We start from the raw sequence: 12,425 nt of genomic DNA on the forward strand, positions 1-12,425 counted from the left end.
AGTACCCCTTCATGCTCGAACTGGTCCCCATCACCGACGGCATCGGCACCGAGGTCCGCGGCCTCGACGTCACCCGGCCGCTGTCCGACCGCGACGCCGACCGCATCCACCGGGCCTGGATCGACACGACCATTCTGCTCATCCGCGGCCAGGACATGACCCCGGAGCAGCACATCGCGTTCACCCGGAACTTCGGCGAGGTGTACGCCTACACCCGCTCGCAGTTCAACGACGTCGAGCACCCCGAGATCCTCATCCTGTCCAACCTCACCAAGGACGGGAAGCCGATCGGCTCGGCCTACAGCGGGCGCGTCTGGCACAGCGACGGCGCCTACCTGACCGACCCGCCGGTGGGCTCCATGCTCTACGCCCGCGAGATACCGCCCGCCGGCGGCGACACCTGGTACGGCAACATGTTCGCCGCGTACGAGGCGCTGCCGGAGCGGGTCAAGGAGCGCATCGCCGACCTGCGTGTCGTCATCAGCCGCGTCCAGTCCCGGCCCTACAACTACCCCGACCGCCCCGCGCCCACCGAGCGCGAGCGCGCCGAGTGGGCCGACGTCTCGCACCCGCTGGTGCGCGTCCACGAGGAGAACGGCCGCAAGGCGCTCTACGCGGGCGGCAACGTGCCCTGGCGCATCGAGGGCCTCTCCGAGCACGAGAGCGCCCCGCTGATCACGTTCCTCCAGGAGTTCGCGGTCCAGCCCCGGTTCACCTACCGCCACCAGTGGCAGGTCGGCGACATCGTCCTGTGGGACAACCGCAGCGCGATGCACCGGGCCACCCCGTACGACCACGTCAACCACCGCCGCCTGCTGCACCGCACGACGATCACGGGTCGTCGCGCCGGCGCGGCCTCGGCCGCGTGAGGGGGCGGGCACCGGTGACGTACGACTACATCGTCGTCGGCGCGGGCGCCGCGGGCTGCGTGCTCGCCGGGCGGCTCACGGAGGACCCCTCCGTCCGCGTCCTGCTCCTGGAGTCCGGCAGCGAACGGCGCAGCCCGCTGCTCAACGTCCCCGCCGCGGAGACGATCCTGATGGGGAACCCGAAGTACGACTGGTGCTTCGAGACCGACGCGGACCCGACCATCGAGGGCCGCAGCGTCGGCATCCCCCGCGGGCGCCTGCTGGGCGGCTCCAACCAGATCAACGGCATGATCTTCGTGCGCGGCCAGCGCGAGGACTACGACGACTGGGAGGCCCTGGGCAACCCCGGCTGGTCCTGGGAGGGCGTGCTGCCGCACTTCCGCAGCATGGAGCGCGTCACCGGCATCGAGGGCGCGAGCCGGGGCCGCGAGGGGCGCATCGCCGTCGGGCTGCCGCGCGACCGCGACGAGCTGACGGACGCGTTTCTCACCGCCGCGGTCAAGGCGGGCCACCCCGAGAACCCGGACTACAACTCCGGTGACCAGGAGGGCTTCGGCTACTACCAGGTCAACCACGAGGAGGGCCGCCGCTCCTCCGCCGCGGGCACCTACCTCAAGGCCGCCCGCACCCGCCCCAACCTCACCCTGGTCACCGAGGCGCACGTCACCGCCCTGCGCCTGGCGGGCAAGCGCTGCGTCGGCGTCTCCTACCGGCGCGGCGACACCGAGCACACCGCCGACGCCGCCCACGAGGTGATCCTCAGCGCCGGGGCCGTGCAGTCCCCGCAGCTCCTCGAACTCTCCGGGATCGGCGACGCGGACCACCTCGCCGACGTCGGTGTGCCCGTGGCGCACCACCTGCCGGGCGTCGGCGAGAACTTCCGCGACCACTTCGCCTCCCGGCTGCGCTGGCGGGTGCGGCGCCCGATCACCTTCAACGAGCGCTCCCGCGGACTCGGCCTGGTCCGCGAGATCGGCCGCTACGCCCGCGAACGGCGCGGCCTGCTGAGCCTGCCGATCGCCCTCGGCCACGGATTCGTCCGCTCCGACCCCGCGCTGACCCGTCCCGACCTGCAGTTCCACTTCGCGCCCGCCAGCTACGGCGGCGGTCGCAGCCGCCGCCTGGACACGGTGCCCGGCATGACGCTCGGCGTCTACCCGCTGCGCCCCGAGTCCAAGGGCTCCGTCCACATCCGCTCCCGGCAGCCGCTGACCGCGCCGGCGATCCGCACCCGCTTCCTGGAGTCCGAGGCCGACCGGGCCGCCCTGGTCGCCGGGATGCGCATCGGCCGCCGCATCGTCGAGGAGCCGGCCATGGACCCGTACCGGGCGTTCGAGCTGCTGCCCGGCAGCGAGGTCCGCACCGACGACGAACTCCTCGACTACGCGCGCCGCAACGGCGACACCTCCTACCACCCGGTGGGCACCTGCCGGATGGGCGACGACCCGGGAGCGGTCGTCGACGCCCGCCTGCGGGTGCACGGACTGCACGGCCTGCGCGTCATCGACGCCTCGATCATGCCCGCCATGGTCTCGGGCAACACCAACGCCGCGAGCATGATGATCGGCGAGAAGGGCGCCGCCCTCGTCCTGGCCGACCACCGGGCCAGGACCCGCGCGTAGCAACCCCGCCCCCCCGCGCCACACGCCGCCCTCCCCGGACGCATGAGCGCGTGCGGGGACGGACACCGCCCCCGCACCCGAATCCAGCAGGGTGACCGACCAGAACGGGACCACAACGGTGACTGACATGCCTGAACACCCGATGCCGGACCGGTTCGACTACCCGTCCAACCTCGCCAGGGCCGGTTCGTACCGCACCCACCGCAGCGCCTTCTGGCCGCCCGCGGCCTCCTACGCCCTGGGCTGCCTCGACCTCGCCGCGGCCACCCCCGACCTCGGCGACGGCTTCCGCCGGGCCCTGGGGGGCCTGCGCGGGGCCGTGGAGGCCGAGTGGCAGCGCGTCAAGGAGATCGGCATCCCCGCCCGCCGCCGCTTCAACGAACCGATGGCGATCGCCGAGGCGGTGCGCGGCGTGGCCAAGCACCTGCCGGGCGAGGCCGACCGGCGCGCCGCCGAACTGCGCGCCAACGCCGTCCAGGACGGCTACGACGACGACATCCTGCGCGAACTCGCCGCCCTGGAAGAGGAGGTGACGCTCGTCGCCGGCCAGGTCTCCACCTGGTACGGCAAGGAGGTGCGCGGCCTGCCCACCGCCTTCGGCTGCCGCACCGACGACACCCGCCAGGCACTGGTCGCCGAGGCCCTCGCCGACCGCGACGAGGCGGCCGCCCACCTGCGCGGCCTCCACGCCGACCTGCGCCTGGGGACCTGCCGGCCTTCGGGGCCGCCGAACTGTTCTTCATGGCGGGCGAGGGCAACCTCCACCCCAAGCACATCGCCTACTTCCTGCCCGAGGACGAGGGGGTGAAGTACTCCCCGTTCAAGAAGACCTACTACTTCGCCAACACCCACCGCGCCCTGCTCGAAACCGTCTCCGCCCCCCTCGCCCGCCGCTTCCTCGATGTCGGCGTGGACTTCGACCCGGCGGCAGCGCGGTTCGCCGCCATCCCCACCCTCGGCGTCCTCAGCCACGAACTGGGCCACTTCGCGCACCGTCCCGCAACCGACTACAAAGCCCTGAACACGGCCGACCGCTGGGCCTCCGTGGTCCTCCAGGAGGTCGCCGCCGACGTCTTCGGCATCCTGATCCTCGCCGAGGTCTGGGCGCCCCGGATGGGCATCGACCCGGCCGACTGCGTCGCGTACTACCTCGCCGAGTGCCTGCGCTACACCGACCGGGGCCTGGGCCACTTCCCCGACAGCGACGGCATGTTCCTCCAGCTGTCCTACTTCGTCCGGCTCGGCGCCCTCGAACTCACCGAGGACGCCACGCTGGCCGGGGAGCCGCAGGTCGTCCTCGCGGGCCTGCGCTCACTGGCCCGCGTGCTGGCCGACACGCTCCTGGCCACCGACGCCGACCGGGCCGCCCAGCTGTACGCCGAGTACGGCCCGGCCACCGCGGGACCGCTCGCCCCGCTCGTCGAGCGGCTGCGCCCGGAGCCCTTCCGGTCCGTCGAGTACGGCCAGGAGCACCTGCACACCGCCGCCACCACCGACCGCTGAAAGCGAGACACCATGATCACCGAGGCGAACCAGAACCTTGCCAGGGTGCGCGACTACTACACCGCGCAGCGCTCCACCGGCGGCGAGGAGGAGAGCATCTACGCGATCTGGGAGAAGGGCGGCGCCTACAACGACTCCGTCACGCCGTCCACGTACGTGCCCGAGTACCGCTCCCACATGGCCCTCAAACTCCTCTCCCTCACCGAGGAGGGCGCCAGCGTCTTCTCGCTGGGCTGCGGCAACGCCGCCGTCGAGGGCGTCGTCGTCGGCCTCGGCAGGACCGTGCGCGGCATCGACTTCAACGAGGAGGCCGTACGCCTCGCCCGGCAGAAGGGCGTCGACGCCTTCGCCGCCGACTACTACGCCCTGCGGGCCGCCGACGTCGCGGGCACCGACATCGTCTACGCGGACGGCTTCCTCGGCCACCTCTTCGACGCCGAGCACGAGACCGGCCCCGCCCTGGACCAACTGGCCACCCTCGGCCTGAAGTCCGGCGCCCACCTGGTCTTCTCCAACGACGCGCCGCAGGACCGCGAGGCGCGCTTCGCCCCACACCAGCGCGTCGAGGACTTCTGGTACCTGTCCAAGGACTACCTCGCCGAACGCCTGGAGGACCGCGGCTACCGCGCCGTGGAGAGCTACTACTTCCCCTACCTGCGCCCGGTCAGCGGCATGCGCAACCGCACCATCTGCATCGCCCGCGTGCCGTAGAGGGGAACCCGTGCCCATATCCGACGCCTTCGCCGCGCGCCTCGAACCCCTGCTGGGGGACCTGGTCGCCGCCTACGGAACGCCCTTCCACGTCTACGACGCCGCGGGCATCGCCGACACCTACCGCGCCATGACGGACGCCTTCGCGGGCGAGCCGTTCCGCCAGTACTTCGCGGTCAAGGCGCTGCCCAACCCGCACGTGCTGGCCCTGCTGCTCGCCGAGGGCAGCGGCCTCGACTGCGCCTCCCCGGTCGAGCTGGAACTCGCCGCCGGCCTCGGCGCGGGCCCCGGCGACACCGTGTTCACCTCCAACAACACCACCCGCGCCGAGTTCGAACTCGCCCTCAAAACCGGTTCGTTGATCACCTTCGACGACCGCACCGCCCTGGACCGCACCGACCCGCTGCCCGAGACGGTCGCCTTCCGCGTCTCCCCGCACGGCCTCGCGGCCGGGTCCCGCCTCATGGGCGACGCGCAGGCCACCAAGTTCGGCGTGCCGGTGGACCAGCTCGCCGACGCCTACCGGCAGGCCAAGGCGCGCGGCGCCCGCCGGTTCGGCATCCACGGCATGACCTGCGCCAACGAACTGGACGTGGACCGCGCCGCACGCGCCGCCACCGACGTCGTCGAACTCGGCGCGCGGATCGCCGAAGAGGTCGGCATCGAGCTGGACTACGTCAACGTCGGCGGCGGACTCGGCATCCCCTACCGCCCCGGCGACCGGCCCGTCGACTTCCGGCGCTACGCCGAGGCCGTCCTGGCCGCCCGCCGCGCCGCATTCCCGCGCTCGGCGCCCCGCATCCTCATGGAGTGCGGACGCTACGTCACGGGACCGCACGGCGTCCTCGTCACCACCGTCGTCAACCGCTGCGGCAAGGGCCGGGAGATCGTCGGCGTCGACGCCTCCATGTCCGCCCTGATGCGCCCCGGCTTCTACGGCGCCTACCACCACGTCACCCTGCCCTTCGCGCACGGCCGCGCCCAGGCCCCGTACGACGTCGTGGGCTCCCTGTGCGAGAACATGGACAAGTTCGCGATCGACCGGCCGCTGCCCGACCCGCGCGAGGGCGACATCCTCCTCGTCCACGACACCGGCGCGCACGGCCTCGCGATGGGCTTCACCTACAACGGCCGCCTGCGCCCCGCCGAACTCCTGCTCACCCGCGAGGGCGACGTCGTCGAGATCCGCCGCGCCGAGACCTACGACGACTACGTCGCCACCGTCCCCGACCGGCCGGGCCCCGTCCTCCCGGCCGCACGCCACGCCTGACAGGAGCGCCCCCATGTACTCCCGACCGCTCATCGAGGACGCCTTCGCCCGCAGGGCCGAGCTGACCGAAGCCGAACTCGCCGCGCTCGCCCCGCACGTCGAGGCCGGGATCGACGCGCTCGACCGCGGCGAACTGCGCGCCGCGCACCCCGTGGACGGCTCCTGGGCCGCCGACCCCTTCGTCAAGAAGCTGATCCTGCTCTCCTTCCCCCTCGGCGAGAACGCCGTCGCCGAGGCGGGCGCGGGACTGCCGAAGAGCTACGACAAGATCCCGCTGAAGTTCGCGCACTGGCAGGAGGCCGACTTCCAGAAGGCCGCCATCCGGGTGGTGCCCGGCGCGGTCGTCCGGCGCGGCGCGCACATCGGCCCCGGCGCCGTCCTCATGCCCTCCTTCGTCAACATCGGCGCCCACGTCGGCGCGGGCACGATGATCGACACCTGGGCGACGGTCGGCTCCTGCGCCCAGGTGGGCGAGCGCTGCCACATCTCCGGCGGCGCGGGCCTCGGCGGCGTGCTCGAACCCATCGGCGACAGCCCCGTCGTCATCGAGGACGACGTCTTCGTCGGGGCCCGCAGCGAGATCGCCGAGGGCGTACGGGTACGGCGCGGCGCGGTCATCGGCATGGGCGTCTACCTGGGCGCCTCCACCCCGATCGTGGACCGCGCGACGGGCGAGGTGACCCGCGGCGAGGTCCCCGAGGACGCCGTCGTCGTGCCCGGCACCCGCACCGACCCCCGCAACCCCGGCCTCGCCACGTACGCCGCGGTCATCGTGAAGTACGCCGACGAGCGCACCCGCGGCAAGACGGCCCTGAACGACCTGGTGCGGGACTGACCCATGACCCCCCTCGCCAGCGCCTTCGCCCGGCTGCGCGCCCTGCACCACGGCATCGACGCCCCGGCCGGACTCGCCCCCGTCCACCTCCACCTGGGCGAGTCCCGGCTCGGCGCGGGCGCCGTCGACGCCACGCTCCTCGCCGACGCCGACGGCTGGGCCCGCTACCCCGTCCTCGGCGGCACCCCCGAGCTGCGCGCGGCGTACACGGGGTGGCTGCGCCGCAGGTTCGCGGCGGGGCGGCTGCTGGACCGGCGCACCGTCGCGGTCGAGCCCACCCCGGGCACCAAGCAGGCCGTGGCCGTGGCGGTCGCCCGCGCGGTCGAGCGGGTGCGCGGCGCGGGCGGCGGGGGCGGCGGGGCGGCCGTGGTCATGCCCAACCCGTTCTACCCGACCTACCACGCCGCCACCGAGGCCGTCGGCGCGCGGCCGGTGTTCTACGACCCGCGCGGCGGGGGCCCTGCACTGCGCGCCGCCGTCGCCGCGGCCGGGGCGCCGGTCGCCGCGGTCGTCGTCTGCGACCCGGGCAACCCGCGCGGCGAACTCCTTGACCCGGGCTTCCTGCGCACCGCCACCCGCGCCGCCGTCGCCCGGGACGCCCTGCTCCTGGTCGACGAGTGCTACACCGACCTGTGGCTCACCCACCCGGCGGCCGGGTACCTCACGCTCGTGGAGCGGGGCGTGCTGGAACCGGACCGGTTCCTCGTCCTGCACACCCTGTCCAAGCGCTCCGGCGCACCGGGGCTGCGCAGCGGCTTCGTCACCGGCGACCCCGCGACCGTCGCCGACTATGCCCGGCACAACCAGGCGTGCGGCGTCTCCACCCCGCTGCCGGTGTGCGCCGCCGCGGCCCTGCTGTGGGACGACGACGCCCACGTCGAGCGGGCCCGCGCCGCACTCGCTGCCAACTGGGCCCTCGCCGACCGGCTGCTGGCCGACGTCCCCGGCTACCGCCGCGCCGACGCCGGGTTCTTCCTCTGGCTGCCCGTCGACGACGACGAGGCCGCCGCCCGCCACCTCTGGCGCGACCAGGCGCTGTCCGTCATGCCCGGCCGCTACCTGGCCGCCGAAGGGCCCGACGGCACCAACCCGGGCGCCGGACACCTGCGCGTCGCCCTCGTGCACGACGGGCCGCTGATGCGCAGGGCACTGCTGCGCCTGCGCGCCGGCCTGACCCGAACCGACCCCCTTCTCCGCGAGGACGTCCCCGCATGACGCTGACACGACCCGACGACAAGCCGCTCCTGCTGATCATCACCAGCGGGCTGCGGCGCTACCGCGAGTACCTGCTGGCCTCCATCGCGGGCCGCTACCGCGTCCACCTCATCGACGCGACCGCCCCCACCTGGGAACTCCCGTACCTGTCCGGCCACTCCGTGGTCCCCGACACGGGCGCGGGACCCGTCCTCGCCGCGGCCAGGGAGGTCGCGGCCCGGCAGCCGGTGGCCGGGGTCATGAGCTGGCACGAGGAGCACATCGTGCAGGCGGCCCTGGTCGCCGGGGAACTCGGCCTGCCCGGCACCCCGCCCGACGCGGTCCGCCGCTGCCGCGACAAGTACGCCACCCGCACGGCACTGGCCGAAGCAGACCTGCCCCAGCCGGAGTTCGCCCTCGCCGGCAGCCTCGAAGAGGCGCTCGCCGCCGCCGACAAGCTCGGCTGGCCCGTCGTCATCAAGCCGCGCGCCGCGGGCGGCAGCCAGGGCGTCGTCCTGGTCCACGACGCCGACGAGCTGGCCGACCAGTTCGCGGCCACCCGCGACGTCCACGTCCCGCACAACCCCGACTTCGCCGAACTGGTCCTCGTCGAGGAGTACCTGGACGCCCCCGAGGTCAGCGTCGACGCGGTCGTGCGCGAGGGCCGCGTCACCCCCCTGTTCGTGGGCCGCAAGGAGGTCGGCTTCCCGCCGTACTTCGAGGAGACCGGGCACCGCGTGTCCGCCGACGACCCGCTGCTCCACGACCCGCAGGCGCTGCGCCTGCTCACCGGCATCCACCGGGCGCTCGGCGTCACCGACGGCTGGACCCACACCGAGCTGCGGCTCACCGCCGAAGGACCGAAGCTGATCGAGGTCAACGGCCGGGTCGGCGGGGACCTCATCCCCTACCTCGGTCTGCGCGCCACCGGCACCGACCCCGGCCTGGCCGCCGCCGATGTCGCCTGCGGGGCGGAGCCCGACACCGCGCCCCGCCGCGACGCCCACGCCGCGATCCGCTTCTTCTACCCGCCCGCCGACGACACCAGGATCGCCGCGCTCGACTTCGACCGCACCGAGCTACCCGCGGCCATCGACCTGCTGGAACCCCTGGTCGGCCCCGGCGACGTCGTCTCCCCGCCCCGCAAGGGGCTCATCGACGGCCGCATCGCCCTCGCCACCGCCGTCGCGGACACCGCCGCGGAGTGCGCCGCCGCCATCGACCACGCCGCGCGGGCGCTGCGGCTCACCGTGGAGGGCTCCTGACGTGCACATCCTCGTCATGCACCGGGTGCCCGACCCCTTCGCGCGCTACGCGGACAACCTCGACCACGCCCGCCACCGGGTCACGTACGTCAGCACCCCCGAGCGGGCCGCCACCCTGCCCGCCGACGTCCCCGCCCTGCGCCTCGAACGCCCCGGCACCGGCGACACCGCGGCCGAGGTCGTCGCCGCCGTCCACGACCTGCCGCGCCCCGACCTCGTCGTCGCCCTGTCCGAGTACGACCTGCTGCCCGCCGCCCGCGTGCGCGAGGCCCTCGGCGTCCCCGGCCCGCGCGTCGCCGACGTGCTGCCCACCCGCGACAAGGTCGTCATGAAGGCCGCCGTCGCCGCCGCGGGCCTGCGCACCCCGCGCTACGCCCCGCTGGCCCGCGCCCTCGCCTCCGGGGTGGAGTGGACGGGACGCACCGTCCTCAAGCCGCTCGCGGGCGCGTCCAGCGAGGGCGTCACCGCCTACCCCACGGTCAGGGAGGCCCTCGACGCGGTGCGCGGCGGGGCCGTGGCCGTGGACGTCGACGACCACGAGGTCGAGGAGTTCGTCGAAGGGGACGTCGTGCACGTCGACGGCGTGCTCGCCGACGGCCGCCCGCTCGCCGTCCAGGCGAGCCGGTACGTCGGCACCTGCCTCGGCTACGCGCAGGGCGCGCCGCTCGGCTCCCTGCAGGTCGACACCCCGCCCGCCACCGTCGACTTCACGCTGGCCTGCCTGCGCGCGGTCGGCATCACCGAGGGCCCCTTCCACCTGGAGGCCATCGAGACCGCCGACGGCCCGGTCTTCCTCGAAGTGGGCGCGCGCGTCGGGGGAGCGGACGTGTCCGACACCTTCGAACTGGCCACCGGCGTGCACATGTCGTCGGTCCACCTGCGCCTGCTCACCGGCGAGTCGCACGTCCCGGCCGCCGCACCCGCCGCGGCCCCCGACGCCCGCTACGGCTGGTTCGTCGTCCCCGGCCACACGCTGGGCTCGCGCTTCTGCCGCGTCGAGGGCGAGAAGCCCTTCCGCGACGACCCGCTGGTGCACCGCTGGGTGCAGCGCGCCCCGCACGAACCGGTGAAGACCGCCGTCACCTACGCGGACGCCGACGTCCCGCTCGCAGGCGTCGTGGGCCCCGCGCCCAGCGCCGTACTCGAACGCTTCCTCACCGACCTCTTCGCCTCGGTGACCGTCGCCCCCGGGGAGGACCCGCGATGACCCTCACCCCCCGCCTCGTCGTGGCGTCCCGCACCGCGGACGGCACCTCCGCCGTCACCGGCGACGGGCCCGTGCCCGCCGTCACCGTGGCCGCCTGGCCCGGGTCGCGCTTCCACCTGGCCTGGGGGACGCCGGACGGCGGTGCCCGGGTCGGCGAAGGACCGGCCGCGCCCGTGACCCTGCCCTTCTTCCCCGGACCCGGCGGCACCCGGCTGCTGTTCGCCCGCTACGAGCCGCAGTCCGCCACGCCCGCGCCCGCCGGCGACCCCGAGGAGCACGCCGCCGAGGTCCGCGAGCGGCTGCCGGGCCTGTGGGAGGTCTTCGAACCCGGCGGCACCGGCATGCACACCACCGACACCGTCGACTACGGCGTCTGCCTGGAGGGCGAGCTGCACCTCGAACTCGACGACGGCGAAGAGGTCCTGGTCACCCCGGGCACCTGCGTCGTCCAGCTCGGCACCCGCCACACCTGGCACAACCGGGGCACCAGCGCCGCCCTGATGTGCTTCGTCGGCATCGGCGCCGAGCGCGAGAGCTGATCGGAGGCGACCCATGGACCCCAAGGCAGCGGTGCGGTCGTGGCTGCCCGCGGGCGGCCCCGCCCGCAGGCTCGTCGCGGCCGCGCTCGTCGACTCCCTCGGCACCGGCCTGTTCCTCGCCGGATCGGCCCTCTTCTTCACCCGCGCCCTCGGCCTGTCCACCGTGCAGGTCGGCATCGGCCTGTCCCTGACCGGCCTGGCCGGGTTCCTCGGCATGGTGCCCACCGGCCGCCTCGCCGACCGCATCGGCGGCAAACGCGCCCTGGTCGCCCTCTACCTGTGGCGCGGCGCCTGCTTCTGCGTCTACCCCTTCGCCCGCGAACCTGAGGTCTTCTACGTCGTCGCCTTCCTCATCGGCGTCGCCGAGTGGGGCGGCGGGCCGATCGTGCAGGGCATCGTGGGCGCGGTCGAGGGCGACGCGGCCCGGGTGCGCACCATGGCGGTGATCGCCTCCGTGCGCAACGTCGGCTTCAGCGCGGGCGCGGTGCTCGCCTCCCTGGTCCTCGCGCTGGACGACACCACGGCGTTCTCCGCACTGGTGCTCGCCGACGCGCTGACCTTCTTCGCCGCGGCGGCCGTGCTGACCCGGCTGCCCGCCGCCGCCAACGTCCGCTCCCCGCGCGCCCGCGACGGCCGCGCACCGACCCGGGTGCGCGACCCGCGCTTCCTGGCGCTGGCGTTCCTCAACGGGGTGCTGTTCCTGCACTCGGTGCTGCTCGCCGCCGCGCTCCCGCTCTGGATCGCGACCCGCACCGAGGCGCCCACCTGGGTCATCGGCGGCGTCGTCGTCCTCAACACCGCCCTGGTCATCCTGCTCCAGGTGCGCCTGAGCGGCGGCGCCGACGACCTGCGCAACGCCGCCAGGCGCCAGCGCTGGGCGGGCTGGTGCCTGGCGGCCTGCTGCCTGCTCACCGCGCTGACCGCGCGGGTCGGCCCGGTCGCGGCGACGGTCCTGGTGGCCGCCGCCACCCTGGTGCTCACGCTGGGCGAGATCTGGCAGTCGGTCGGCGCCTGGCGCCTGTCGTACGCGCTTTCGCCGCCGGAGTCGCGCGCCTACCACCTGTCGGTGTACGAGCTGGGCACCAGCGCCGCGTCGGCCGTGGGACCGGCCCTGATCACCTGGGCGGTCGCCGGGAACGGCACGACCGGCTGGGCGGCCCTGGCCGCGGGCTTCGCGGTGGCCGGGTCGTTGGTGGTCGTGATCGCGGCGGGCGCCGCCCGGGGCATCCGCACCCCCGAACCGCCCGGGAAGGCGCACGAGCCGCACGAGACGCCGCACGAGACGGCCCCCGAGCCACCCGCGACGGCGCATGAACCACAAAAGCTACATGCGCTACATGAGCCATCTGGGCCACACAAGGCTCACGAGCCGCGTGAGCCGCACGAGACCATCGCGAAGGAGAGGTGATC

12 protein-coding genes are annotated in these 12,425 nt (G+C 74.2%); all 12 read left to right on the top strand.

From position 1 onward, the window contains the following. Positions 1-11 precede the first annotated feature (11 nt). The 12 genes from NEH16_RS28025 to NEH16_RS28080 all read left to right on the top strand — a co-directional run bounded on the left by NEH16_RS28025 (position 12) and on the right by NEH16_RS28080 (position 12,423). Entirely contained in the window at positions 12-869 is an 858-nt protein-coding gene (locus tag NEH16_RS28025; protein ID WP_265545703.1) for a TauD/TfdA dioxygenase family protein, read from the top strand. 14 nt (positions 870-883) lie between these two features. Then, complete coding sequence (locus NEH16_RS28030; protein ID WP_265545704.1) at positions 884-2,491, top strand: GMC family oxidoreductase; 1,608 nt, start codon at positions 884-886, stop codon at positions 2,489-2,491. Between the two features lie 127 nt (positions 2,492-2,618). Next, the gene (locus NEH16_RS28035; RefSeq protein ID WP_265545706.1) at positions 2,619-3,299 is read left to right on the top strand and encodes a hypothetical protein; all 681 of its coding nucleotides are present in this window, start codon (positions 2,619-2,621) and stop codon (positions 3,297-3,299) included. Further along, positions 3,233-3,994 carry a hypothetical protein gene (locus NEH16_RS28040; RefSeq protein ID WP_265545707.1) on the top strand — a complete coding sequence of 254 codons (762 nt, stop codon included), beginning with the start codon at positions 3,233-3,235 and terminating at the stop codon, positions 3,992-3,994. The genes NEH16_RS28035 and NEH16_RS28040 overlap by 67 nt, the downstream gene beginning before the upstream one ends. A 12-nt stretch (positions 3,995-4,006) precedes the next feature. Further along, on the top strand, positions 4,007-4,705 hold the full coding sequence (locus NEH16_RS28045; RefSeq protein ID WP_073968877.1) for a class I SAM-dependent methyltransferase: 699 nt from the start codon (positions 4,007-4,009) through the stop codon (positions 4,703-4,705). Positions 4,706-4,715: 10 nt separating this feature from the next. Then, positions 4,716-5,975 (top strand): diaminopimelate decarboxylase, encoded by a 1,260-nt coding sequence (locus NEH16_RS28050; protein ID WP_265545709.1) that lies wholly within the window; start codon positions 4,716-4,718, stop codon positions 5,973-5,975. A 13-nt stretch (positions 5,976-5,988) separates the two neighbouring features. After that, positions 5,989-6,810, top strand: a complete 822-nt coding sequence (locus tag NEH16_RS28055) for a 2,3,4,5-tetrahydropyridine-2,6-dicarboxylate N-succinyltransferase (RefSeq protein ID WP_265545711.1) — start codon at positions 5,989-5,991, stop codon at positions 6,808-6,810. A gap of 3 nt (positions 6,811-6,813) precedes the next feature. Then, complete coding sequence (locus NEH16_RS28060) at positions 6,814-8,025, top strand: aminotransferase class I/II-fold pyridoxal phosphate-dependent enzyme (RefSeq protein ID WP_265545712.1); 1,212 nt, start codon at positions 6,814-6,816, stop codon at positions 8,023-8,025. Continuing rightward, entirely contained in the window at positions 8,022-9,269 is a 1,248-nt protein-coding gene (locus tag NEH16_RS28065) for an ATP-grasp domain-containing protein (protein ID WP_265545713.1), read from the top strand. The genes NEH16_RS28060 and NEH16_RS28065 overlap by 4 nt, the downstream gene beginning before the upstream one ends. 1 nt (position 9,270) lies before the next feature. Next, positions 9,271-10,476 carry an ATP-grasp domain-containing protein gene (locus tag NEH16_RS28070; protein WP_265545715.1) on the top strand — a complete coding sequence of 402 codons (1,206 nt, stop codon included), beginning with the start codon at positions 9,271-9,273 and terminating at the stop codon, positions 10,474-10,476. Continuing rightward, the gene (locus NEH16_RS28075; RefSeq protein WP_073968871.1) at positions 10,473-11,015 is read left to right on the top strand and encodes a cupin domain-containing protein; all 543 of its coding nucleotides are present in this window, start codon (positions 10,473-10,475) and stop codon (positions 11,013-11,015) included. The genes NEH16_RS28070 and NEH16_RS28075 overlap by 4 nt, the downstream gene beginning before the upstream one ends. 13 nt (positions 11,016-11,028) lie before the next feature. Beyond that, positions 11,029-12,423: an MFS transporter gene (locus NEH16_RS28080; protein WP_265545716.1), complete on the top strand. Its 1,395-nt coding sequence runs from the start codon at positions 11,029-11,031 to the stop codon at positions 12,421-12,423. Positions 12,424-12,425: the final 2 nt, after the last annotated feature.

The organism is Streptomyces drozdowiczii, from assembly GCF_026167665.1.
In the GTDB taxonomy this organism is placed as follows: Bacteria; Actinomycetota; Actinomycetes; order Streptomycetales; family Streptomycetaceae; genus Streptomyces; species Streptomyces drozdowiczii_A.

Excerpts from the sequence above, each read along its gene's own strand:
- NEH16_RS28025 (WP_265545703.1), top strand. The coding sequence starts at position 12 with ATGCTCGAACTGGTCCCCATCACCGACGGCATCGGCACCGAGGTCCGC.
- NEH16_RS28035 (WP_265545706.1), top strand. The coding sequence starts at position 2,619 with ATGCCTGAACACCCGATGCCGGACCGGTTCGACTACCCGTCCAACCTC.
- NEH16_RS28040 (WP_265545707.1), top strand. The coding sequence starts at position 3,233 with ATGGCGGGCGAGGGCAACCTCCACCCCAAGCACATCGCCTACTTCCTG.
- NEH16_RS28045 (WP_073968877.1), top strand. The coding sequence starts at position 4,007 with ATGATCACCGAGGCGAACCAGAACCTTGCCAGGGTGCGCGACTACTAC.
- NEH16_RS28055 (WP_265545711.1), top strand. The coding sequence starts at position 5,989 with ATGTACTCCCGACCGCTCATCGAGGACGCCTTCGCCCGCAGGGCCGAG.
- NEH16_RS28060 (WP_265545712.1), top strand. The coding sequence starts at position 6,814 with ATGACCCCCCTCGCCAGCGCCTTCGCCCGGCTGCGCGCCCTGCACCAC.
- NEH16_RS28065 (WP_265545713.1), top strand. The coding sequence starts at position 8,022 with ATGACGCTGACACGACCCGACGACAAGCCGCTCCTGCTGATCATCACC.
- NEH16_RS28075 (WP_073968871.1), top strand. The coding sequence starts at position 10,473 with ATGACCCTCACCCCCCGCCTCGTCGTGGCGTCCCGCACCGCGGACGGC.
- NEH16_RS28080 (WP_265545716.1), top strand. The coding sequence starts at position 11,029 with ATGGACCCCAAGGCAGCGGTGCGGTCGTGGCTGCCCGCGGGCGGCCCC.